This is a genomic window from Streptomyces sp. NPDC091292 (assembly GCF_044757265.1).
Classification (GTDB): domain Bacteria; phylum Actinomycetota; class Actinomycetes; order Streptomycetales; family Streptomycetaceae; genus Streptomyces.
The window spans coordinates 239559-262043 of record NZ_JBIVUQ010000002.1 but is presented as its reverse complement, the minus strand read 5'-3'; the positions used below and the strand labels follow the sequence as shown (position 1 = coordinate 262043).

Below are 22485 nucleotides of genomic sequence, written 5' to 3'. Positions count from 1 at the left end.
GCCCGTCCTGACCCCCGTACGCCCCGTGCGTACGGGGGTCAGGGTATGAGCGCCGATGACAACCGGTGCAGCCGCAGGGCCAGTTGGATCTCCAGCATGCGTTGGGGGCTGAGCCAGTCGGGGCCGAGGAGCCGGGCGATGCGGTCGAGGCGCTGGGCGACCGTGTTGACGTGGACGTGCAGCTCGTCCTTGGTACGGACCGGGCTCATCCCGCAGGCGAAGTACGCGTCGAGAGTGCCGACCAGGTCCGTACCCTTGTGCTTGTCGTAGGCGATGATCTCGCCGATGCTGCGCCCCACGAAGCCGGAGACGTCCCGGTCCCCCGTGAGCAGCAGTCCCAGGAATCCGAAGTCCTCGGCGGCGGCGCCCTCTCCGGTCCGGCCCAGGAGCCGCAGCGCTTCGAGGCAGCGCTGCGCTTCCGCGTAGGCCGCGGCGACGGTGTCCGGGCGGGCCGCCAGATCGGCCACCGGAGCGGAGGCACCGACCGTCACCGATTCGTGCAGGGCGGCGCCGAGTTGTTTGGCGGTGCGCCGGGCCAGCTCGGCCGCCGTGTCGCCGTCGCGCAGCGGGAGCAGCAGGACGGTACCGCCGTCGCGTGCCGCCGCGAGACCGTGGCCGGTGGCCGCGAGATGGGAGGCGGCGGACCACAGACGCCGGCGCGCGTCGGCCTCCGCCCCCGCGTCAGGGGTCACCGCCTTGCGGGCGGCCGGTGTGGTGCGACGCCCCGGGCGGCGGGAGCGGGTGCCGCGTCCGGAAGCGGTGGAGGTGGTGGAGGTGGTGGAGGTGGTGGAGGTGGTTGAGGTGGCGGAGGTGGGGCCGTCGGGGGTGGGTGTGTCGAGGCGGGCGGCGAGCACCGTATGGGTCGCGTCGAGGTCGGCGTGCAGACGGGTCGCCCGCTCGCGCAGCAGCCGCGGATCCCGGTCCCGGGCTTCGATGAGGTCGTCCAGCAGCTCCCCGCGGACACGGTGTTCGGCCTCGGACGCCGAGCGGCGCGCGAGCATCAGCAGCGAGGTCACCATCGCGGCGCGCTCCAGGGTGCGCTGGTCGACGGGGTCCAGGCCCGGGTGGCCGCGCAACACCAGTGCGCCCAGCACCTCACCGCCCGCGGAGAGGGCCGCGACCCAGTCGTCGCCGTGACGCACCGACCTGCCTTCGCCGGCCGACGCCTTCAGCGCGGTGGCCGGTGCCGCCGCCACCTCGGCGAACTCGACGGTGCCGTCCAGTACCTGGGAGACCGCCACCGCCACGTCATGCACGCCGCCGCCGCGCAGCACCAGTTCGGCGAGCCGGTCGTGGACGTCGGAGGCGCGCTCGATGACGGCACTGCGGTCCCGGATGATCTCGCTGGCGCTCTCCAGCCGGGCCAGGGCCTCCCGGGTCTCGGTGAGGAGGTTCGCCGTGTCGATCGCCGCGGCTGCCAGGGCGGCGAACGAGCCGAGCAGCGCGATCTGCTCCCGCTCGAAGACCCGCGCGCGACGGTCCGCGGCGAACAGCACCCCGATGACGTCCGGTCCGAGCATGAGCGGCACACCGAGAATCGCGACCAGGCCCTCGTCCCGTACCCCCGCGTCGATCGAGAGGGTGTGCTGGAAGCGCTCGTCGTGGAAGTAGTCCTCGGTGACATACGGCCGTGCCGTCTGCGCCACCAGACCGCCCAGGCCCTCGCCCATGCCGATCCGCAGCTGCTGGAAGCGTGCCGCGACGGAGCCCTCGGTGACCCGCATGTAGGTGTCGCCCCGGGAGGGGTCGTTGAGGCTCAGATACGCGATGTCCGTGCCGAGCAGGGAGCGGGCGCGCTGCACGATGGCGCGCAGGACCGCGTCGAGGTCGCGCAGTCCCGCCAGGTCGTGCGCCGTCTCGAAGAGAGCGGACAGCTCGGCCTCGCGGCGGCGCCTGCCCTCCAGCTCCGCGCGGACCCGCAGCGCGAGCAGCCGGGCGTGCTCCAGGGCGGCGAGGCGCTCGGGCGGTTCGCCGCGGGCGCGGGCCCGGAGTATCGGCTGCTCGTAGGCGTCGGCAGTGGCGCCCCTCGCCAGAAGTGCGAGGAACGGGGTTTCGGCGCTCATGGCCGGGCGCTCTGCGGACTGCACGTGATCGCGATCCATGTTCACCAGAATGACCTACCGGGCCGACGGCACCGTCGGGCCTGTGGAAAACCTGTCGGCACCGCCGCGTGTGTGGACAACTCTCCCACCCCTGCGGGGGGCCTCTCCTTTGTGCGGCGCTCCCCGCCTGCGGATACGTCCCTCCCTGTGCGCGACTCCCCCGGCGCCCCCGGCCCCGGACGCGGGTTCAGTGTGCGGTCCAGCCCCCGTCCAGCGCCAGGGATGTGCCGGTGATGAAGGAGGCCCGTGGGGTGCAGAGGTACGCGACCGCTTCGGCGACCTCGTCCGGTTCGATGAGCCGCTTGACCGCGCTGTCGCGGAGCATGACTTCGGCGAGCACCCGTTCCTCGGGGATCCCGTGTGCCGCCGCCTGGTCGGCGATCTGCCGCTCGACCAGGGGGGTGCGCACATAGGCGGGGTTCACACAGTTCGAGGTGACACCGTGAGCCGCGCCTTCCAGTGCGGCGGTCTTGGAGAGCCCTTCCAGACCGTGCTTGGCGGCCACGTACGCGGACTTGTAGGCGGAGGCGCGCAGTCCGTGGACGGACGAGACATTGACGATACGGCCCCACCCCTGCCCGTACATGTGGGGCAGCGCACCACGGATGAGGCGGAAGGGGGCTTCGAGCATCACGGTCAGGACGGTGTGGAACACCTCCGGCGGGAACTCCTCGATGGGGCGCACATGCTGGAGCCCGGCATTGTTGACGAGGATGTCGGTGCCCGCCGCACACGCTTCCGCGGCGTCGAGGTCCGTGAGGTCGAGAAGCCGGGGTTCGATCCCGCCGGGCAGGGCCTCGCCCGCCTCCGCGAGGGCGTCGAGGCCCGCGGCGTCCCGGTCCACCGCCCGCACCTTGGCCCCGGCCGCCGCGAGCCGCAGCGCGCAGGCCCGGCCGATGCCGCCGGCCGCGCCGGTGACGAGGGCCACGCGGCCGTCGAGTTCGGTGTGGCCGTCGAGCAGGGAGGACACGGGCGACGGGCCGCCCCGAGCTTCGCCCGAGGTGCCGGCCGGAGAACTGAGGGTCGTCATGTCACCGACCCTAAGCAGGGGCCCTCCCCCGCCCCATGTGGTCAGGAGCCACACTTCCCACTCACTGCATGGGGTCGAACCATGTGGGGTCGTCCGCCAGGGCCTGCTTGACACGGAAGCGCCCGAACTCGTCCAGCTCCGGCAGCGAGTCCACCGGGAACCAGCCGACATCCAGCGACTCGTCGTCGTTCACCCGCGCCTCGCCACCCACCGCCCGACAGCGGAAGGTGATGTCCATGAACTGGCAGGTGTCCTCATTGGGGTACGTGACGGGCTCCAGGGCCTGCACCAGGACGACGCGTTCCGGTACGCACCGCACCGCGGTCTCCTCGTACACCTCGCGCACCGCGCACGCCGCCGGCTGCTCCCCCGGATCCGGGATGCCACCGATCACGGACCACTTGCGGGTGTCGCTGCGCCGCCCGAGGAGCACGCGCCCGTCGTCGTCGAAGACGATCGCGGTGACTCCGGGCATCCAGAGCAGTTGGTGACCCGCGCTGGCACGGACGGTGCGGATGAAGTCGGGGGTAGCCATGCGACGACCCTAACCGGGACACGGGACGACCCCGACCCGGACCCGACCCGGACCCGACCGGGACCCGGGCGGCGCCCGGTCGGGGGCGTGGCTAGCGCTGGGGGGAGCGGCGCGCGCGGACGGCGGTGGTCACGGACCAGCCGAGTCCCGCGGCGGCGAGCAGGACCAGGGCCGCCTCCGGCAGGGTTCCGAGCCGCGTCGCGGGGGTCTGCGACGACCTGAGCGGGACCTTCTCGACGAGCGACGCGGCGGTGAACATGCCGGTCCGGTCGACGATCCGCCCATCGGGCATGATCACCGCGCTGACGCCGCTGGTGACCGGCACGGTGACCGCGCGGCTGTGCTCGACGGCGCGGATCCGGGACATCGCGAGTTGCTGGTACGTCATCTCGCTGCGGTCGAAGGTGGCGTTGTTGCTGGGCACCGAGATGATCTGGGCGCCGTGCGTGACGGTGTCCCGCACGGCCCAGTCGAAGGCGGCCTCGTAACACGTGGCGATGCCGACCTTGGTGCCCGCCATGGTGAACACACCCGGTTCGGTGCCCCGGCTGAAGTCCTGCCGGACCATGCCGACGTCCTCGCTGAAGTAGCTCATGACGGACCGGAGCGGGATGTACTCGCCGAAGGGCTGGATCTGCCGCTTGTCGTAGGTGGCTACGGGGCCCTTCGCCGGGTCCCACAGGATCTGCTGGTTGAAGAGCCTGCCGTCGTCGGTCTCCACCACGCCGCCCACCGAGACGGGCACGCCGACGGCCTTCACGGCGGTTTCGATCACCCCGCGCGCGTCGGGGTTGCGGAAGGGGTCGATGTCGGAGGAGTTCTCCGGCCACAGGACGAAGTCGGGGCGGGGTACCTCACCGGCGTCCACGCGTGCGGCGAGGCGTTCCGTCTCCTTCGCGTGGTAGTCCAGTACGGCCCTGCGCTGGGCGTTGAACGCGAGCCCCGCGCGCGAGACGTTGCCCTGGACGACGGCGACGGTGGCCGTGCCGTCCTCGGCCGCGTCACTGACCAGCGGCCGGGCCGCGAGAGCGGCGACCACGGGAAGGGCCAAGGTGAGCGCCGCGACCGCCGCCGTGCCCCTGCGCAGGGTCCGCGTGTGCCGGGTGTGGAGTGCCACGCGGACGGCCTCGTACAGGCCGAAGCCGCACAGGACGACCGCGAAACCGAGGACTGGGGTGCCGCCGAGCGCGGCGAGCGGCAGGAACACACCGTCGGCCTGACCGAAGGCGATCTTGCCCCAGGGGAACCCGCCGAACGGCACCCGCGCGCGTGCGGCCTCGCCGGCGATCCAGAGCGCCGCCGCCCAGACGGGCCAGGCGGGCAGCCGGGACACGGACGCGATGCCGGCGCCGACGAGTGCGACGAACAGGGCCTCCACGGCGGCCAGCGCGAGCCAGGGGCCCGGTCCGACCTCGACGCCGGTCCACACCAGCAGCGGGAGCAGGAAACCGAGCCCGAAGACATAGCCGAGCCCCAGCCCGGCCTTCCAGGACCGCCCCCGCAGACACCACGCGAACGCGGCGAACGCGGGCAGCGCCAGCCACCACAGGGTGCGCGGCGGAAAGCTGACGTAGAGCAGCACTCCGGAGAGTGCCGACGCGACGAACGGCAGGAGCCGGCGCACCAGTCGCATCCCGCGCGAGGCGGGCGCCGACGGCGGACCGAGCTGTTCCGGCTCGTCTACGGGGGTGGCGATGGCGGTCACGCGGGGAGTCTACGGCGCGTGACCAGCGGCGGGGTACGGCGGTCGGCCCACCGGCAAAGGGGCAGCGGTCGTGACGACGGCGACATCGTTCCCACGCAACTCGTCCACACTTGGCCGCACCAGCCATTACCGTGTGCCCAAGTCCCAGACGTGCGGCCCGGTCCGGCCCCACGGTCGGGGCCCGTCATACGTCGGGGGGCGACGGGTGGGGTCTTCGGGGAAGGTGGGCGCTGCCGGCCGTGCGGCGCCGGACGGCGAGGGCAGCACGTCCGACGCCGTCGGCATGGTGCTGCTGGCGGCCTGTTCCGTGTGGTCCCTGATCACCGCCACCGCCGGTGCGGGCCGCCCCGAGGGAGTGCTCCTCGCGGTCCTGGCCGTGGCCGCGGCGTACGCGTGCGGTCGCATCTGCGGCGCACTGCTCCCGGTGTCCGCACCCGGCGCGGGCGCCCTCGCCGGTGTCTCGCTCGCCCTTCTGCTCCCTCACACACGGTTGATGCCGCAGGAGACGTCTCCGCTGGGCCGGGACGGCGCCACGGCCGCTCTCCTCGCCCTGGCCACGGGTGCCGCCTGTTGCGGCGCGTGGGCGGCCCGGCGCCCCGCGGTACGTCTCGCGCTGCGGCTGGCCGCCGTGGGGGTCGTCGCGACGGCGCTGGTGCTCGACTCGACGGCGGGGTTCGCGGTGTGTGTCGGGGTGCTGCTGTGCTCGCTGGCGGCGGCGCGGATGCGTAACCGGGGGCTCGGTCTGGCGGGTCTCGGGCTTGCCACGGCTCTGACGGCCGGTACGACGTGGGCCGTGGCCGGCGGGGTGCTCCCGTACGGCCTGGAGTCCGCATTGGAGGGTCAGCTCACGCCGTACCGGGTGCTGCTGTGGCGCGACGCCCTGGACATGGCCGAAGCGCGTCCGGCGCTCGGGGCGGGGCCGGGACGCTTCGGTGAGCTGAGCCCCACGGTGGCGGAGTCGCTCGTACCGGCCGGAAGACCGCATTCGGCGCTGTTGCAGCAGGCGGCGGAGCAGGGGGTGGTCGGCGCCGGGCTCCTCGGGGCGGTCTTCTGCTGGCTCCTGTACGCGCTGTGGCGGTCGCCGAGGTCGACGCCGGTCGTCCTCACGGCGGGTGCGGCGCTGACGGCGGTCGCCGCGCTGGCGACGGTCGGCAACGCGCTCAGTTTCACCGCGGTGACGGTGGGTGCCGGGCTGCTGGCGGGCATCGCGACGGCGAGGCCGCTGGGCTGGGAGCCGCCGGAGGAGACCGATGGGGCGGGCCTGCCGTCACAGAGCGAGGTGGCCTGAGCGGCGGCACCGGTGGTGGCGGCCGGGGGCCGGTGTGACGTAGGGGGTACGCGTACCGGACGCGGGCCGAGCCTCGGATGGGCCGAACGGATGGGCCGAACGGGTGGGGGCCCGGTCAGATCGCCGGGGTCGACGCGGGCTTCGGGCGCAGCCGGCCGCGGATGATGGCCACGGCCGCTTCCGCGTCGTCCACGGTGACCGTGAACTTGCGTCCGTCGCCGAGGCTGAGGACGACGCCCTCACCGCGCCGGACCACGACGGCGGTACCGATGTCGGGCCGCCAGCGGTAACCCCAGCCGCCCCACTGGCGCGGTGTGACCTGGGGCGCGAAGTCCGCGTCGACGACGTGGGCGAGCGGGATACGGCGGCGCGGCAGCCCTATGTGGCCGCAGCGCACTTCGAGGGAGTCCTTGTCGACCTTCACGGCCACATGGACAAAGGCGAGGGTGCCGAACAGCACCAGGAGGCCCACAGCGATGCAGCCGACGACGGACATGACCAGCGGGGCGATACCTGTGGTCCATGCCGAGACGACGGCCAGCTCGACGCCGAGCGCGACGCAGGCCACTCCGACGAGCGCGAGCAGCCACTGAACGCGGTTGCTGGCTCGTCCGGTCCAAATTTCAAGGGGGGCCTCAGCGGGGCCCCGGTCGCCGTGAGCGTGGTGCCTCATGCCCATGAGACTACAGATGTTCCGCCCCGCAGGCACTGGGCTGCGCAGCGTTACTCCTCACACTCCGCGACTCAGCGCGCGGGGCTGACGGCGGAGAGCAACTGTCCTTCGGCATAGGTGAGGGCGGCGTCCGGCAGGGCGGACTCACGGCCGGTGAGCAACACGGTCACCGTGCCCGTCGAGGGTGCTTCCGGGGCGGGTGCCGCACCGATCCGGCGCAGTGTCTGGGCGGCGACCGCGCCCGCCGAGCCGTGCAGGACGAGCGGCGGCCGGTCGGCCCGCTGCACGGCTGCGCGAATACGCTCCGCGACCAGTTCGTAATGGGTGCAGCCCAGGACGACGGCCCTTACATCGGGCGGCGTGATCGCCGCCGCGGCGGCGATCGCCCGGTCGACGGCCGCTTCGTCGGCGTGCTCGACGGCGTCCGCCAGACCGGGGCAGGGCACCTCGGTGACGTCGGCGCCGTCCGCGAAGTCGGCGATCAGTCCACGCTGGTACGGGCTGCCCGTGGTGGCGGGCGTCGCCCAGATGGCGAAGCGACCGCCGCCCGCCGCGGCCGGTTTGATCGCCGGGACGGTACCGATGACGGGCAGTGCCGGTTCGAGCCGCGCGCGCAGGGCGGGCAGCGCGTGGACGGACGCGGTGTTGCAGGCGACGATCAGGGCGTCGGGCGCGTGCGTGGCCGCCGCTTCGGCGACGGCGAGGGCGAGTTCGGTGACGTCGTCGGGGGTGCGGGGCCCCCAGGGCATGGTCCCGGGGTCCGACGAGAGCACCAGGTCGGCGTCGGGCCGGAGGCGCCGTACCGCGCCGGCCGCCGCGAGCAGTCCGAGTCCGGAGTCCATGAGCGCGATCTTCACCCGGTCACCATAGAGGATCGGCCTCCCGTGGCCCGGCCGGGTGGGGCAGACTGCGCGAGTGAGTGCGATTGTATGGACTGCCGCCGGATCCCTTGCCGCCTGGCTGTGGTTGCTGCTGGGGCAGGGTTTCTTCTGGCGCACCGATGTCCGGTTGCCGCCGAGCGAGGCCCCGCGCGCGTGGCCGTCGGTCTGTGTCGTCGTCCCCGCGCGCGACGAGGCCGCGGTGCTGCCGATGAGTCTGCCGTCGCTGCTCGCGCAGGACTATCCAGGACCGGCCGAGGTGTTCCTCGTCGACGACGGCAGTTCGGACGGTACGGGGAAGCTGGCGCGCGAGCTGTCGGAGCGGTACGGCGGTCTGGCGCTCACCGTCACCTCGCCCGGTGAGCCGCCCGCGGGGTGGACCGGCAAGCTGTGGGCGGTCCGGCACGGAATCGCCCTGGCACGCGCGCGGGAGCCCGAGTATCTGCTGCTCACGGACGCCGACATCGCGCATGAGCCGGACAGTCTCCAGGAGTTGGTCGCGGCGGCCCGGACGGGCGACTACGACCTCGTCTCGCAGATGGCGCGGCTGCGTGTGGAGAGCGTGTGGGAGCGGCTGGTCGTACCGGCCTTCGTGTACTTCTTCTCGCAGCTCTACCCGTTCCGCCGGATCAACCGGCGGGGCAGCCGGACCGCCGCCGCGGCCGGTGGCTGTGTGCTGTTGCGGACGGATGCCGCCGAGCGCGCGCGGGTGCCGGACTCCATCCGGCACGCCGTGATCGACGACGTCGCCCTCGCGCGCGCGGTGAAGGCCACCGGTGGGCACATCTGGCTGGGGCTCGCGGAACGCGTCGACAGCATCCGTCCGTACCCGCGCCTGCACGACCTGTGGCGGATGGTTTCGCGCAGTGCCTACGCGCAGTTGCGGCACCAGCCGCTGCTGCTGCTCGGGACCGTGCTGGGGCTCGCGCTCGTGTATCTGGTGCCGCCGGTGGCGTTCTGCGCGGGCGTGCTGACGGACAGCTGGGTGCCGGTACTGCTCGGCGGGCTCGCGTGGCTGGTGATGACGGCGACGTACATCCCGATGCTCCGCTACTACCGGCAGACCCTGTGGCTGGCGCCGTTGCTGCCCGCCACCGCCTTCCTGTATCTGCTGATGACGGTCGACTCCGCGGTGCAGCACTACCGGGGGCGCGGCGCGGCCTGGAAGGGCCGCACCTACGCGCGCCCGGACACGGCGTCGGGACCGGCACCCGAACAGCGCTGATCACGCCCAGGGCAGGGGTGAACCACCGTCCGCCGACGGCGGGTCACTTCCGGCCGGGCGTCCAGTTCATGCCCCAGCCGTAGGCGTGGTCGATGGTGCGCTGAGGGCTCACGCCACGCTGCGGCACCAGATAGCGCGCCTCGCGCTGCACCACGAGGTCGCTGCCGGTGTTGGTGATGAGCGCGAGGGCACACACCGTCGACGGAACGGTGCACTCGTCGAGGAAGAACTCCACCGGTGCGCCGTGCTGCGGTTGCAGCGTGACCGTCGCGTGCAGATCGGCGAAGGACCGGGCGCCCTCGTAGATCGTCACGAAGATCAGGACGCGCCGCAGTTCCGCCTTGCGGTCGAGATTGATGGTGAGGTTCTCGCCGCTGTCGACGGCACCGGTCCGGTCGTCACCGTCGAGATGGATGTACGGCGGCTGGTGGAGCGCCCCGAAGGCGTTGCCGAGCGCCTGGACGACGCCTTTGCGGCCGTCGGTGAGTTCGTAGAGGGCGCACAGGTCGAGGTCGAGGTCCCCGTGCATGGCGACGGCCCGGCCGAGTTTGCTGCCCCAGCCCTTGAACTGCTTGCGCACCTCCCAGTTGAGGTTCACGCGCATCGCACCCGAGGTACCGCCCTGCTTGGTCAGCGAGACGGACGGCGCCTCCTTGGTGAGCGTGACCTTGCTCAGCCGCACCGGGCCGCCCGACGACGGGGCCGGGGGCGGCGGGTAGGGCGAGGGGGCGGACGGCGGCGGAGTGGGGGCCGCCGGGGCGGCGTAGGGCTGCGTGGGGGTGCCGTACGGCTGGGTGGGCGCGGTGTAGGGCTGCGCGGGGGCCGCGTACGGCTGGGCGGGCGCGCCGTAGGGCTGGGCCGGGGTGGCCGGCTGCGGGACGGGCTGCGGCGGATACGGCTGCTGTGCGGGCGCCTGCCGCGGTGCGGGCGCTGCGGTGGCCGGCGGGTCGTCGACCGTGATGCCGAAGTCCGTGGCGAGCCCCACGAGCCCGCTGCCGTACCCCTGGCCCACGGCGCGGAACTTCCAGGCGCCCTGCCGCCGGTACAACTCGCCGAGGACGAAGGCCGTCTCGACCGTGGCGTCCGTGCTGTCGAACCGGGCGATCTCGGTGCCGGCCGCGGCGTCGAGGACGCGGATGCTCAGCCCCGGCACCTGCCCGAACGTTCCGCCGTCGGCCGAGGCCACCACGACCACGCGCTCGACAGCGGGCTCCACGCGCGCGAGGTCGACGGTCAGCACATCGGTGATCCGGCCCCCGCTGTCCTGCTTACCGTCGCGGCGCACCGCGCCCGACGCGTGCGCCGGCTGGTTGTAGAACACGAAGTCGGCGTCGCTGCGGACCTTTCCTGCGGCGCCCAGGAGAAGCGCCGAGGCATCCGCGTCGGGCACCCCCGGGCCCGAACTCCAGCCCAATTCCACGCGCACGGCCGATGCCGGCACGGCAACATTCGATCCTTTGGACATTGACATGTTCGCCCCCATCGCACGCCGTGACGGCCCCGCAGCCATCCTTCCGTTGACGGCCAACCTATTCCCCCCGCGCGGGTGGGCGCCTCCGGGCCGACGTCCACCGCATCCGAGCAGCCGTCACGATCACTGGTCAACCCCCGGTAACCTGCCGGGAACTCGGCCTTTACACGATTCATAGGCCACTTGACGACCGATTTTCCCATGTTCGCTCGCATTGGGGATCCACATCCACTGCGAACACGCAAAACAACCCTCCTATCGGTCTCCCCAACCAGCACATCGTGGGCTTAACTTATGTCCCATGACCTCCCCCCGCTCCACCTATGGCGGCGGTTACTACTCCGCGCCGTCCTTCCCGGACACTCCGATCTACGACTCTCTCGTCGCAGAGCGGGGCACGCCGCAGATCGCCCCGATCCGGGTCCCCTCCGCGTACGACACGGGCAACCATCTGCCCGCCCTGCCGTCGGCGCTTCCCGCGCTGCCGGCCGCCCCCTCTCCGCAGCCTCACCAGTACGGCTACGTGCCGGCCCCGCAGCCCGCACCGCTGCAGCAGGCGCACGCGCCGTACATCCCGCAGCAGACCGCCGGGCCGCGGGGCTACCCCGGCGCACAGCCGCAGCAGCCCCGTCCCGCCCAGAGCACCGGTTACGAGGCGATGCGCCCCGCCGCGCCGCGCCCCGCGCCGGCCCCTGGACCGTACGAGGATCCGTACAACCGGCAGCAGTACCGCGGGTACTGATCGCGCGGGCACGGTGCCACGGCCGCCTGGCAGGATGGCCGTATGGCGAATTCCGTGCTGGCGTCGATCCACGTCTACCCGGTGAAGGCGGCCCAGGGGCATGCGCCCCGCGAGGCCGTCGTGGAGCCATGGGGTCTTGCGGGGGACCGCCGGTGGATGCTGATCGACGCCTCGGGCAAGGCGATCACCCAGCGACCGCATCCGCGGCTCGCGTTGACCGCCGTCGAGGCGCTGCCCGACGGCGGCGTCCGGCTGTCCGCGCCCGGTCGTGAGCCGCTGACCGTGGCCGTGCCGGATCCGCTGGGGACGACCGTGGTGAGCATCTGGAAGGACAAGGTCGACGCGGTCCCGGCCGACGAGGCGGCCCATCTGTGGTGCAGCGAGTGGCTGGACACGGAGGCACGGCTGGTGCACATGGCCGACCCGGCGACGAGCCGCCCGATCGACCCCGCCCACGCGCGCGCGGGTGAGACCGTCAGCTTCGCCGACGGCTATCCCCTCCTCCTCACCACCCGCTCGTCGCTGGACGCGCTCAACTCCCTGATCGCCCAGGGCGACCACTGCGACGAGGGCCCGCTGCCGATGAACCGTTTCCGGCCGAACGTGGTCGTCGAGGGGACCCCGCCGTGGGCGGAGGACGACTGGAAGCGGATCGCCGTCGGTGAACTCACCTTCCGGGTCGCCAAGAAGTGCGGGCGCTGCGTCGTGACGACGACCGACCAGCGCACGGCCGATCGCGGCAAGGAACCGCTGCGCACCCTCGCGCGCCACCGCCGCGTCGGCGACCAGTTGGTCTTCGGGCAGAACCTGGTACCGGAGACCACCGGCACCGTCCACGTCGGGGACCCCGTCACCGTCCTCGAATGAGCGGCGGCGCGCCGGACGTCGGGGAGCTGCCGTACGGGGCGTCCGGGAACTTCCGTACGGGATGCGGACGTTGATGCGGAGGAAGAGTCCGGAAGAGAGGTGATTTCGCTCTCTTTTCGCCGACACCGCGCGTGGGAGGAGCGATGGGGGGCTATCACGGACGGAGAAGGGGGTGTGGGGCCCGTGCGTGCGATCGTCGGACTGTGGCGCTGGCGGCACAATCCGCTGTGCCGCGCGACCGATCTCGCCGAGGCGTGGCTGGCTCTCGGCGCCCTTCTGCTGATCGTGGTCGCGGCACCCGTCGTGGGTGTCGTCGCCGGTTCGGCCGCGAACCGGGCGCTGACGCGTTCGGTGGAGCACCAGCGTACGGAGCGCCACGAGACCGTCGCGACGGTGGTCAGGAAGCTGTCCCGGGCGCCGATGGACCCGGACCCCGAGACGGTGACCGCCCGGGACTCCCACAGCCGTGTGGTCGCCCGCTGGACGGCACCGGACGGCACAGACCACCGCGGCACGGTCATGGCGTCGCTGAAGTCCCCGCGCGCGGGAGACCGTTTCCCGCTGTGGACGGACGCGCACGGCAGGCTCGTCGCCAAACCCCTCGACACCGCGACGGCGGCCACTCACGCGGCCCTCGCGGGGATCGGGGCGGGCATCGCGTCGGTCGCCCTCGTCGAGTGCGCGCGGCGGCTGGTCGTATGGCGTCTGGTGCGCCGTCGGTACACGCGGTGGGACCAGGCATGGGACAAAGCCGGTCCGGACTGGGGCAGGACCGGCGCCGGGAGTTGAGTACCCTTCGGCTCCGGTCAACTCGCCTGCCGCGTACACGCTACGGTGGACCGGCCGAAGTCTTCGGCACTCTCGCAACACCCGCGTACGACGAGGTGGGGGCTCTACAGCGCCATGGCACAGGGCACGGTCCAGGTGACGCACACCGGTACGTCGCGGTGGCGGCGCCGCACGGGCGAGTACGCCTCCCTCGCCGCAGCCCTGGAGGCCGCGGCGGACGGTGACGTCCTCACCGTCGCACCCGGCACCTATCGCGAGAATCTCCTCGTGCAGCGGGCCGTGACGCTGCGCGGCCCCGAGGGTTCCTCGGGTTCGGTGCGGATCGCGCCCGTCGACGGGGTACCGCTGACGGTCCGGGCGTCGGCGTCCGTCCAGGACCTGCTCCTGGAGGGCCAGGACTCGGCGGCGCCCGCCCTGCTCGTCGAGGACGGCACCCCGGAGCTGACGGACCTGCGGATCGTGACGCGGTCCGCGGTCGGCATCGAGGTCCGCGGCGGCGCCCGCCCCACGGTCCGGCGCTGCACCGTCGACAACCCGGCGGGCATCGGCATCGCCGTACTCGACGGTGGCGGCGGAGTGTTCGAGGAGTGCGAGGTCGTCGCGGCGGGACAGGCCGGAATCGCGGTACGCGGCGGGGGCCACCCCCGGCTGGAGCGGTGCCGGGTGCACCACGCGTCGGGCTCGGGCCTGTCCGCGACCGGCGAGGGCACCGGCCTTGAGGCCGTCGGCTGCGAGGTGTACGAGGTCAAGGGCGCCGGAGTGCAGGTCACCGGGCGCGCCACAGCCCACCTCACGGACTGCGATGTGCACCGCACCGCCGGGGACGGCGTCACGCTCGACACCGACGCGGTGCTGACGCTCGCCGACTGCCGCATCCACGACGTACCGGAGAACGCGGTCGACCTGCGGTCCCGCTCGGTCCTGACGCTGACCCGCTCGACGGTGAGCCGGTTCGGGCGCAACGGCCTGTCGGTGTGGGACCCGGGCACCCGCGTGGACGCCAACCAGTGCGAGATCCACGACAGTACGGGCGACTACCCGGCCGTATGGGTCAGCGACGGCGCGACCGCGGTCCTCGACTCCTGCCGGGTGCACGACGTGCCGGACGCGCTGTTCGTGCTCGACCGCGGCTCACGGGCCGACGTCGTCGACACCGATCTGTCGCAGGTGCGCAACACGGCCGTGTCGGTCAGCGACGGCGCGACGGCACAGCTCGACGACTGCCGTATCCGGGAGGCGGCGACGGGCGCGTGGTTCCGCGACCACGGCAGCGGCGGCACCCTGGCGGGCTGCACCATCGATGCCACACAGACCGGCGTGATCGTCACCAAAGGCGCCGATCCCACGCTGGAGCGGTGCACGGTCACCTCACCCGCCGAGGCCGGGTTCTACGTGTCCGCCGGAGGCCGGGGCAGCTTCCACGGCTGCCGGGTCACGGGCAGCGGCGGCTACGGCTTCCATGTGATCGACGGCTGCCGTACGACACTGAAGAAGTGCCGTACCGAGCGCTGCGCGCGCGGGGGCTTCGAGTTCTCCGAGGACGGCCCGGTCGCCGAGGACTGCACGAGCGACGAGAGCGCCCAGGTGCGGCCGGCCCCGGCGCCGGAGACGGCCGTGCAGACGTCCGCCCAGCCCGTCGGACTGCTCGGCGCCATCCCGGGACAGCGGACCGCCGAGCAGAGCGCCCCTCCGGCGCCCCAGGCGCCCGCTCAGCCGACGCGAACGTCGGAGGCGGTACTCGGTGAACTCGACACGCTGGTAGGGCTGGAGAGCGTCAAACGCGAGGTTCGCGCCCTCACCGACATGATCGAGGTCGGCAGGCGCCGCCGGGAGGCCGGGCTGAAGGCCGCGTCGGCGCGCCGCCACTTGGTCTTCACGGGCTCCCCCGGCACCGGCAAGACGACCGTCGCGCGCCTGTACGGCGAGATCCTGGCCTCGCTCGGAGTGCTGGAGCAGGGCCATCTCGTGGAGGTGTCCCGGGTCGATCTGGTCGGCGAGCACATCGGCTCCACGGCGATCCGTACGCAGGAGGCGTTCGACCGCGCGCGTGGGGGTGTGCTGTTCATCGACGAGGCGTACGCGCTCTCGCCGGAGGACTCGGGGCGGGACTTCGGGCGTGAGGCGATCGACACGCTGGTGAAGCTGATGGAGGACCACCGGGACGCCGTGGTGGTCATCGTCGCCGGGTACACCGCCGAGATGGAGCGCTTCCTGTCGGTCAACCCCGGTGTCGCGTCCCGCTTCTCACGGACCATCACCTTCAACGACTACGTCCCGGACGAGCTACTGCGCATCGTCGAGCAGCAGGCCGACGAGCACGAGTACCGGCTCGCCGACGGCACACCGGACGCGCTCCAGAAGTACTTCACGGCCATCCCCAAGGGCGCCGCCTTCGGCAACGGCCGTACCGCGCGCCAGACGTTCGAGGCGATGGTCGAGCGGCACGCGGGCCGGGTCGCGCAGCTGCCCGACCCCAGCACGGACGACCTCACACTGCTCTACCCGGAGGACTTGCCCGAACTCCCCTGAGGCGGACAGCCGGTGGCCCTGTCGGTGCCGACCGGCCCGTCCAGCACCTCCGACCCCTCCGGCCTCTGCGCCGGTACGCCCGGCCTGAGCCGTTGCAGCAGCCGCTCCCGCTCCTCGGCGAACGCCGGATCGGCCTGGTAGTCCGAGTGCCCGAGGATCGGTGCCGGCAGCGGGTGTTGCGGGGTGCGTCCGTAGGCGAGCGGGTCCTTGAGCGGTGGGCGGTCGACGGCCTCCGCGGCGCGCTCGCCCGGCACCCGGACGGGCCCGCCGATCGGGTCGGTGGCCCGGTACAGGTTGCGCCAGCAGTCGACGTCACGGTGCAGTCGGGCGAGTGCGGCGGGCCCGAAGTGGGACGGGAACCAGCGCCCGTAGAGTCGCTCCAGGGGTGAGCCGTAGGTGAGCAGGGCGACGCGTTTGCGTACCGACGGGGTGAGTTGCCAGGCCGCGGCTGCGGCGAGGACGCTGCCCTGCGAGTGGCCGGAGATCACCAGCCGGCCGCCGGTCGCCCTGGTCCAGGTGGCCATCCGCCAGGTGAGGTCGGGGACGGCGCGCTCCGCGTAGCACGGCGGCGCGAAGGGGTGCGCGGCGCGCGGCCAGAAGGTGCCGACGTCCCAGAGGATGCCGATGGTGCGGCGCGCCGAGGGGTCGCGGTAGGCGCGGCGGCCCCAGGTGACGAACAGTATGAAGCCGAGCCCGATCAGCCAGGAGCCCACCGCCTGCGCCGTCTGCGCCCCGCCCGAGACGACGGCGTACGTGCCCCGGGCCGCCTCGCCCGGCACCTCACCGGTCCCCCAGGCCCCGGCGAGCGCGCCCGCGCCCAGGAGCAGGGTGACGGCGGAGGTGATGCCGATGAGGAGGGGGGCCTTGTCGGTGAGGGCGGCACGCGCGCGGGTGCTCGCGATACGGCGGGTGCGCGCCGTGTCCTCGGGCTCGCCCTGATAGTCGAGGTGCACTTCGGGGATGCCCAGCCGGGTGCGCTGCCAGGTGCGTACGCCGAGCCAGCCGGACAGGGCGACGAGGACCAGCAGCAGGGGTGGGATCACCGACGCCTGCCAGGTGAGCAGAACAGGTGGTCCCGCGATGCTGCCGTCGGCGCCGGGGGTGCCGGCGCCGTCGAGCCAGTCGGCGACCCGCTGGGCGACGCCACCTGTCATGACTCCGCCGAGCGCGCAGGCGAGCATCGCGGTGGCGGGCCCGCCGAGACCGCGCAGCGCCGTCCGCGCGTCGGGCGCCGTGCGGTACAGGAGATGCGCGACGACGCCGAGCACCACGACGAGCAGGCCCTGCGTCAGGACGACGCCACCGAAGGTCTGGTCGCCGGGCAGCCGGTCGCCGGAGTGCCAGCCGGGGCGTGACCAGCCCGCGTAGACCAGGGTGAGCGCGAGGAGCCCTGCGGCGGCGAGCGGCAGGCGGTGCACCAGGGCTTCGTCGAGGGTCCGGTCGAGCCGGTTCTCGCTGCGGCCCCTGCGGCACACCACCACCAGGACCACGACGAAACCGGCGACCATGCAGGCCTCCAGGACACGCCCCAGGACATCCAGCGCCAGGGGCCCGCCGACGCCGCGGTCGAAGCGGGCGGCCGAGGTCCCGACGGCGGCGGCCACAGTGAGCAGCCCGGCCGCCGTGTGCGCGGCCCGCAGCCGGGCCACGAGCCGGCGCCCGTACCAGAATCCGGGCCTGCCCAGCGGAGTGCGTCCTGTGGTGTCGTCGGGGTCGGGGCGGTGCGGGAGGGGCTGCTGCGACTCGTAGGCGCTCCAGGTGCGGTGGGACAGGTACCAGAGGAGGCCGGTGAGGGCGATGGGCACCACCGCGGCCAGGGCGAGGCGGCGGCCCGGCTGGGTCCACCAGCCGTTCGGCGAGAGGTGGGGTGAGAGGAAGCCGAGCCAGGAGCGGTCGTTCGCGCACGCGCGCGTGCCCGCGCACTGCCAGGCCACGAGATCGAGGGCGACCTCGCACGCGGCGGCCACGAACAGCAGGGTCAGGGTCAGCCCGGTGAGCCGTACGAGCAGCCCGTAGAAGCGGACGGTACGGGGCCTGCGGCGGGCGGTGGGGCGCATCCAGTGCGCGAGGTTGACGACCATGAACGGCAGCAGCAGGAGCCACAGGGCGCGGGCGCCGTTGCCGGAGGTGAGGTTGGACCAGACGTACGCCTCGGGTACGGGCCTGCCCCGGTAGTCGCCGGGGCGCTGCTCGGCGTCCGCGTCGTCGATACGGCGGTACACGGCCGCCGTCTCGTCGCCGGAGATCCGGACGGTACGGGGGTCGTCCAGCATCTCCTGAGGTGTGGCGCCGCCGACCCCGTGGACGAGGAGTTCGAGCGCCGTCTCATCCACGGCTGCCGGGCCTTCGTCGGCGGGACGGTCGGGCACTTCGGCACGTTCCCGTTCTCCGGCACGCTCCACTGTTCCGCTTCTCCCGTGTGTCCGCGCGTGTGTGTCCTGGGCGGGCACAAGGATCGCGGCTCCCGCGCGCGTGCGCACGCGTTGTCACCGAATCTCCCCGATCCGGATGACCGTGGGCAGCGGTACTCGTCCGGGCACTGGCGCCACTGTCGGTGCCACGTGCGAGGATGAGATGTCCTCGGTGGAGGACGTGACGCGTGTGACGAGGCGAAAGGACCGGAGCCGACGTGAGTGAGAATCAGAACCTCCTCGCGGAGCAGCGCCGCGCCCTGATCCTCGACGAGGTGCGCAGACGCGGCGGCGTCCGCGTGAACGAACTCACGCGGCAGCTGGGTGTGTCGGACATGACCGTGCGCCGCGATCTCGACGCGCTGGCCCGCCAGGGGGTCCTGGAGAAGGTGCACGGCGGCGCGGTGCCCGTCGTGGAGGCGAGCACCCATGAGCCGGGTTTCGAGGCGAAGTCGGGGCTCGAACTGACCGCCAAGGAGGACATCGCGCGCGCGGCGGCGGCGCTGGTGGCCCCCGGCACGGCCATCGCGCTCTCGGGCGGCACGACGACGTATGCGCTCGCCCACCATCTGCTGGACGTGCCGGATCTGACGGTGGTGACCAACTCCGTCCGGGTCGCCGATGTCTTCCACTCCGCGCAGCGCAGCTCCGGCCAGCGGCAGGGCGCGGCGACCGTGGTCCTCACGGGCGGGGTGCGCACCCCGTCGGACTCACTCGTCGGCCCGGTCGCGGACCAGGCGATCGCCGCACTCCACTTCGACCTGCTCTTCCTCGGTGTGCACGGCATATCGGTCGAGGCCGGCCTGTCGACGCCGAACCTCGCGGAGGCCGAGACCAACCGCCGTCTGGTGCAGTCCGCGCGGCGCGTCGTCGTGGTCGCCGACCACACCAAGTGGGGCACGGTGGGGCTGAGTTCGTTCGCCGCGCTCGACCAGGTCGACACGCTGGTCACGGACGCGGGACTGCCCGCCGACGCGCGTGAGGAGATCGCGGAGCGGCTGCGGCGTCTGATCGTCGCGGGCCTGCCGGCGGAGGCCGGCGCCGACTCGGGCGGTACAGACATCTGACGGCCCGCCAGCTAAGGTGAACCTTGCCCGGCGTCGGGCGGCCACCGCTCCGGCTCCTCGGTCCCGGCTCTCTCCGCGTACGCGTCCTCAGCGTTCCGGTTCTGTCCCTGGGGGGTTTGTTCCATGGCACGCCGTCTGAGCCCGGTGGGGCTCGATTTCCTGTCGAAGGCGCCGCTCTGTCTGGTGTTCGCCCGTGAGATCAGCGCCTCCCCCGAAAGCGTCCACCGGGCGCTCGCCGACGACGTCGCGGGCCTGCCCGAGTGGTTCAAGGCCGTGACCTACGCCCGGCCCACGGAGGACGGCGCGGGGCGTGAGGTGAAGCTGCGGGGCGGGGTCCGCTTCGAGGAGACGATCCTCGTGTCCAAGTCGCCCGAGCTGTACGCGTATCGCGTGGACGCGACGAACACGCCGGGGCTGCGGGCCCTCCTTGAGGAGTGGCGCCTGACACCGACGGCGGACGGGACCCGTGTGCAGTGGACCTTCGCCGCCGAAGGGTCGGTTCTCTTCCGGTTCGGGCTGCGGCTGGGGCGGGCGGGGCTCGGCCGGGCGTTCCGTGACGCGGTGGCGACGCTGGACCGGCGCCTGGCCTCGGCGAACGCGTGACGGCCCGGCCGTAGTCGGAGACCGCTCAGCGGCCGGCCCCGGCCCTCAGCTGTCGGCACCGGCCTCGGCCGCGTACCGCCAGAAGTCCCGCAGCAGTGGAGGCGTGGTGGGGCCGGCCATCTCCTGCTGGCTGAGGAACAGCGCGACGCTTCCGGTGGACGGGACGAGGTGGGCCGAGGTGCCGGTGCCGCCGACCCAGCCGTAACGGCCGGGCACGTTCCAGGGATCGACGCGAGCGATGTCGACCGATCCGCCGTATCCCCAGCCCTGGCCCTCCAGGAACAGCGCGCCCGTCTCGCGCTGCGCCTCGGTCAGATGGTTCGTGGTCATCCGCCGTACCGCGTCGGCCGACAGGAGGCGGCGGCTGCCCGCGGTTCCTCCGGCGAGGATCAGACGGGCGAAGGCGAGCCAGTCGTCGGCGGTGGAGACGAGTCCGCCCGCGCCGGACGGGAACGCCGGCATCCGGCTCCATTGGCCGTCGGGCGCGTCCACGAGTTCGAGCCCGCCTTCGGAGCCCGTGCGGTAGTAGCTCGCGAACCGGTTCCGCTTGTCGGCGGGGACGACGAAGCCGGTGTCGGTCATCCCCAGGGGCTCGAACAGCCGCTCGGCCAGGAAGTCCGGCAGCGTGCCGCCGGTTACGCGGGCGATCAGTACGCCCTGGAGGTCGGACGAGGTGTTGTAGAGCCAGGTCTCGCCGGGCTGGTACAGGAGCGGAATGCGGGCCAGGGTGGCCAGCCACACGTCGGGCGGCGAGAGGTGCTGCGGATGGAGGCCGTCCTTCTGGACGTCCTCGAAGAGCGGTGCGACCGCCGGCAGGCTGAAGTCGGACGCGAAGCCGTACCCCGCGCGCGAGGTGAGCAGGTCGCCCACGGTGATCGGGCGCGCGGCCGGGACCACGTCGTCCACCGGGGCGGCCGGGGTGCGGACGACGACGGGCGAGGCCAGTTCCGGCAGCCAGGTCCCGATGGGATCGTCGTACGCCAGTTTGCCGTCCTCGATCAGCATCAGTACGGCTGCCGCGACGACCGGTTTGGTGAGCGACGCGATACGGAAGATCGAGTCCCGGGCCATCGGGGTCGTACCGTCGGCGTCGAGGGCGCCGACCGCCTGGACGTCGATCCGGTCACCGCGGGCCAGCAGGCCGACCGCTCCGGCCACGGATCCGTCGCTGACGTACGGCTGAAGGGTGTCGCGCAGGCCGGTCATCCGGTCCACCTTTCCTCGGTCCCAGCGGTTCATCGTGCTGGCTCAACCCGTCGCCCGGGAGCCCGGGTCCGGCCTCGGTCCGGAACCCGCCCCGGGCGGCGAGTCCGCACACGACTCCGGCCACACGCCCGTCGACAGCAGCGCGGTGATCGCCGTCAGGTACGGGCCGATGTCCAGGCCCTGTTCGACCAGCCACGCGTCCGCGTAGTACTTGTCGAGATACCGGTCGCCCGGGTCGCAGAGCAGGGTGACGACGCTGCCCGTGCGGCCGTCCGCGACCATCTCGGAGATGATCTTGAGCGCGCTCCACAGCCCGGTACCCGTGGAGCCGCCCGCCTTGCGCCCGATGGTCTGTTCCAGCGCGCGGATCGCGGCGACGGACGCGGCGTCGGGGACCTTCATCATCCGGTCGATGGCGCCGGGCACGAAGCTCGGCTCCATCCGGGGCCTGCCGATGCCTTCGATACGGGACCCGCAGTCCGATGTCACCCCGGAGTCGCCGGTCGTCCAGCCCTCGAAGAAGCAGGAGTTCTCCGGGTCGGCGACGCAGATCCGGGTGTCGTACTGCATGTAGTGCACATAGCGGGCGAGGGTCGCCGATGTGCCGCCCGTGCCCGCCGTGGCGACGATCCAGGCCGGTTCCGGATAGCGCTCCGACTCCATCTGACGGTAGATCGATTCGGCGATGTTGTTGTTGCCGCGCCAGTCGGTGGCCCGCTCCGCGTACGTGAACTGGTCCATGTAGTGGCCGCCGGTCTCCGCCGCGAGGGCCGCCGACTCGGCGTAGATCTCCCCGGCGTCGTCGACGAAGTGACATCGGCCGCCGTGGAATTCGATGAGCCGGCACTTCTCGGGGCTCGTCGTGCGCGGCATCACCGCGACGAAGGGGACACCGATCAGCTTCGCGAAGTACGCCTCGGACACCGCCGTCGAACCGCTCGACGCCTCGATGACCGGGCGGCCGGGGCGGATCCAGCCGTTGCACAGGCCGTACAGGAACAGCGAGCGGGCGAGCCGGTGCTTGAGGCTGCCCGTCGGATGCGTCGACTCGTCCTTGAGATAGAGGTCGATGCCCCAGGCGTCCGGCAGCGGGAAGCGCAGGAGATGGGTGTCCGCCGAGCGGTTCGCGTCGGCCTGGACCTTGCGTACGGCCTCCTTGAGCCAGGTGCGGTACGCGGTGTCCGTGCGGTCGACGTCCAGCGTGGCCGCCGGGTCGTGGGACCGTGCGCCGGTCGATGCCTGCCGGGGGGTGGTCATCACCCGCCTCCTTCGTGTCGCGCCGACTCCGTCCGAACCGGCCGGACACCTCGATCATAAGCATCTCTCCACCCCCACCTCACCTGCATAAACACGTCTTTGGGAAC

The 22485-nt window shown here is 72.7% G+C and carries 18 protein-coding genes; 8 read left to right on the top strand and 10 right to left on the bottom strand.

Annotation, left to right across the window (positions count from 1 at the left end; translation table 11 throughout):
- Nucleotides 1–38 precede the first annotated feature (38 nt).
- The 4 genes from ACIQNU_RS09270 to lnt all read right to left on the bottom strand — a co-directional run bounded on the left by ACIQNU_RS09270 (nucleotide 39) and on the right by lnt (nucleotide 5372).
- The gene (locus tag ACIQNU_RS09270; RefSeq protein WP_401363166.1) at nucleotides 39–2102 is read right to left on the bottom strand and encodes a helix-turn-helix domain-containing protein; all 2064 of its coding nucleotides are present in this window, start codon (nucleotides 2100–2102) and stop codon (nucleotides 39–41) included.
- Nucleotides 2103–2289: 187 nt separating this feature from the next.
- The gene (locus tag ACIQNU_RS09265) at nucleotides 2290–3132 is read right to left on the bottom strand and encodes a 3-hydroxybutyrate dehydrogenase (protein WP_401363163.1); all 843 of its coding nucleotides are present in this window, start codon (nucleotides 3130–3132) and stop codon (nucleotides 2290–2292) included.
- A gap of 61 nt (nucleotides 3133–3193) precedes the next feature.
- Nucleotides 3194–3667: an NUDIX hydrolase gene (locus tag ACIQNU_RS09260; RefSeq protein WP_401363161.1), complete on the bottom strand. Its 474-nt coding sequence runs from the start codon at nucleotides 3665–3667 to the stop codon at nucleotides 3194–3196.
- 91 nt (nucleotides 3668–3758) lie between these two features.
- Nucleotides 3759–5372: an apolipoprotein N-acyltransferase gene (gene lnt, locus ACIQNU_RS09255; RefSeq protein ID WP_401363158.1), complete on the bottom strand. Its 1614-nt coding sequence runs from the start codon at nucleotides 5370–5372 to the stop codon at nucleotides 3759–3761.
- 283 nt (nucleotides 5373–5655) lie between these two features.
- Between lnt and ACIQNU_RS09250 the strand changes: the two genes are divergently transcribed.
- Nucleotides 5656–6660: an O-antigen ligase family protein gene (locus ACIQNU_RS09250; protein WP_401364224.1), complete on the top strand. Its 1005-nt coding sequence runs from the start codon at nucleotides 5656–5658 to the stop codon at nucleotides 6658–6660.
- Between the two features lie 115 nt (nucleotides 6661–6775).
- On the opposite strand, the gene ACIQNU_RS09245 is transcribed toward ACIQNU_RS09250, so the two are convergent.
- The gene (locus ACIQNU_RS09245; RefSeq protein ID WP_401363155.1) at nucleotides 6776–7333 is read right to left on the bottom strand and encodes a hypothetical protein; all 558 of its coding nucleotides are present in this window, start codon (nucleotides 7331–7333) and stop codon (nucleotides 6776–6778) included.
- 71 nt (nucleotides 7334–7404) lie between these two features.
- Entirely contained in the window at nucleotides 7405–8190 is a 786-nt protein-coding gene (locus ACIQNU_RS09240; protein WP_401363152.1) for a glutamate racemase, read from the bottom strand.
- Between the two features lie 58 nt (nucleotides 8191–8248).
- Between ACIQNU_RS09240 and ACIQNU_RS09235 the strand changes: the two genes are divergently transcribed.
- On the top strand, nucleotides 8249–9436 hold the full coding sequence (locus tag ACIQNU_RS09235) for a glycosyltransferase (protein WP_401363149.1): 1188 nt from the start codon (nucleotides 8249–8251) through the stop codon (nucleotides 9434–9436).
- Between the two features lie 43 nt (nucleotides 9437–9479).
- On the opposite strand, the gene ACIQNU_RS09230 is transcribed toward ACIQNU_RS09235, so the two are convergent.
- Nucleotides 9480–10907: a TerD family protein gene (locus ACIQNU_RS09230; RefSeq protein ID WP_401363147.1), complete on the bottom strand. Its 1428-nt coding sequence runs from the start codon at nucleotides 10905–10907 to the stop codon at nucleotides 9480–9482.
- Between the two features lie 301 nt (nucleotides 10908–11208).
- Here ACIQNU_RS09230 and ACIQNU_RS09225 point away from each other — a divergent pair, with 301 nt between their 5' ends.
- The 4 genes from ACIQNU_RS09225 to ACIQNU_RS09210 all read left to right on the top strand — a co-directional run bounded on the left by ACIQNU_RS09225 (nucleotide 11209) and on the right by ACIQNU_RS09210 (nucleotide 15834).
- Nucleotides 11209–11649 carry a DUF6643 family protein gene (locus ACIQNU_RS09225; protein WP_401363144.1) on the top strand — a complete coding sequence of 147 codons (441 nt, stop codon included), beginning with the start codon at nucleotides 11209–11211 and terminating at the stop codon, nucleotides 11647–11649.
- Nucleotides 11650–11691: 42 nt separating this feature from the next.
- Nucleotides 11692–12516 (top strand): MOSC domain-containing protein, encoded by an 825-nt coding sequence (locus ACIQNU_RS09220; protein WP_401363142.1) that lies wholly within the window; start codon nucleotides 11692–11694, stop codon nucleotides 12514–12516.
- 183 nt (nucleotides 12517–12699) lie between these two features.
- Complete coding sequence (locus ACIQNU_RS09215) at nucleotides 12700–13305, top strand: hypothetical protein (protein WP_401363139.1); 606 nt, start codon at nucleotides 12700–12702, stop codon at nucleotides 13303–13305.
- 114 nt (nucleotides 13306–13419) lie between these two features.
- Entirely contained in the window at nucleotides 13420–15834 is a 2415-nt protein-coding gene (locus ACIQNU_RS09210; RefSeq protein WP_401363136.1) for a right-handed parallel beta-helix repeat-containing protein, read from the top strand.
- Here ACIQNU_RS09210 and ACIQNU_RS09205 read toward each other — a convergent pair.
- Nucleotides 15804–18107: a hypothetical protein gene (locus ACIQNU_RS09205; protein ID WP_401364221.1), complete on the bottom strand. Its 2304-nt coding sequence runs from the start codon at nucleotides 18105–18107 to the stop codon at nucleotides 15804–15806. The genes ACIQNU_RS09210 and ACIQNU_RS09205 overlap by 31 nt on opposite strands.
- A 356-nt stretch (nucleotides 18108–18463) precedes the next feature.
- On the opposite strand from ACIQNU_RS09205, the gene ACIQNU_RS09200 reads away from it, so the two are divergent.
- Together ACIQNU_RS09200 and ACIQNU_RS09195 are read left to right on the top strand one after the other, a co-directional pair.
- A complete protein-coding gene (locus tag ACIQNU_RS09200; RefSeq protein ID WP_401363133.1) occupies nucleotides 18464–19312 on the top strand; it encodes a DeoR/GlpR family DNA-binding transcription regulator in 849 nt (282 codons plus the stop codon).
- Nucleotides 19313–19435: 123 nt separating this feature from the next.
- Entirely contained in the window at nucleotides 19436–19915 is a 480-nt protein-coding gene (locus ACIQNU_RS09195; protein WP_401363131.1) for an SRPBCC family protein, read from the top strand.
- A 45-nt stretch (nucleotides 19916–19960) separates the two neighbouring features.
- On the opposite strand, the gene ACIQNU_RS09190 is transcribed toward ACIQNU_RS09195, so the two are convergent.
- The gene (locus tag ACIQNU_RS09190) at nucleotides 19961–21121 is read right to left on the bottom strand and encodes a serine hydrolase domain-containing protein (protein ID WP_401363129.1); all 1161 of its coding nucleotides are present in this window, start codon (nucleotides 21119–21121) and stop codon (nucleotides 19961–19963) included.
- A 42-nt stretch (nucleotides 21122–21163) separates the two neighbouring features.
- Nucleotides 21164–22378: a PLP-dependent cysteine synthase family protein gene (locus ACIQNU_RS09185; RefSeq protein ID WP_401363127.1), complete on the bottom strand. Its 1215-nt coding sequence runs from the start codon at nucleotides 22376–22378 to the stop codon at nucleotides 21164–21166.
- Nucleotides 22379–22485: the final 107 nt, after the last annotated feature.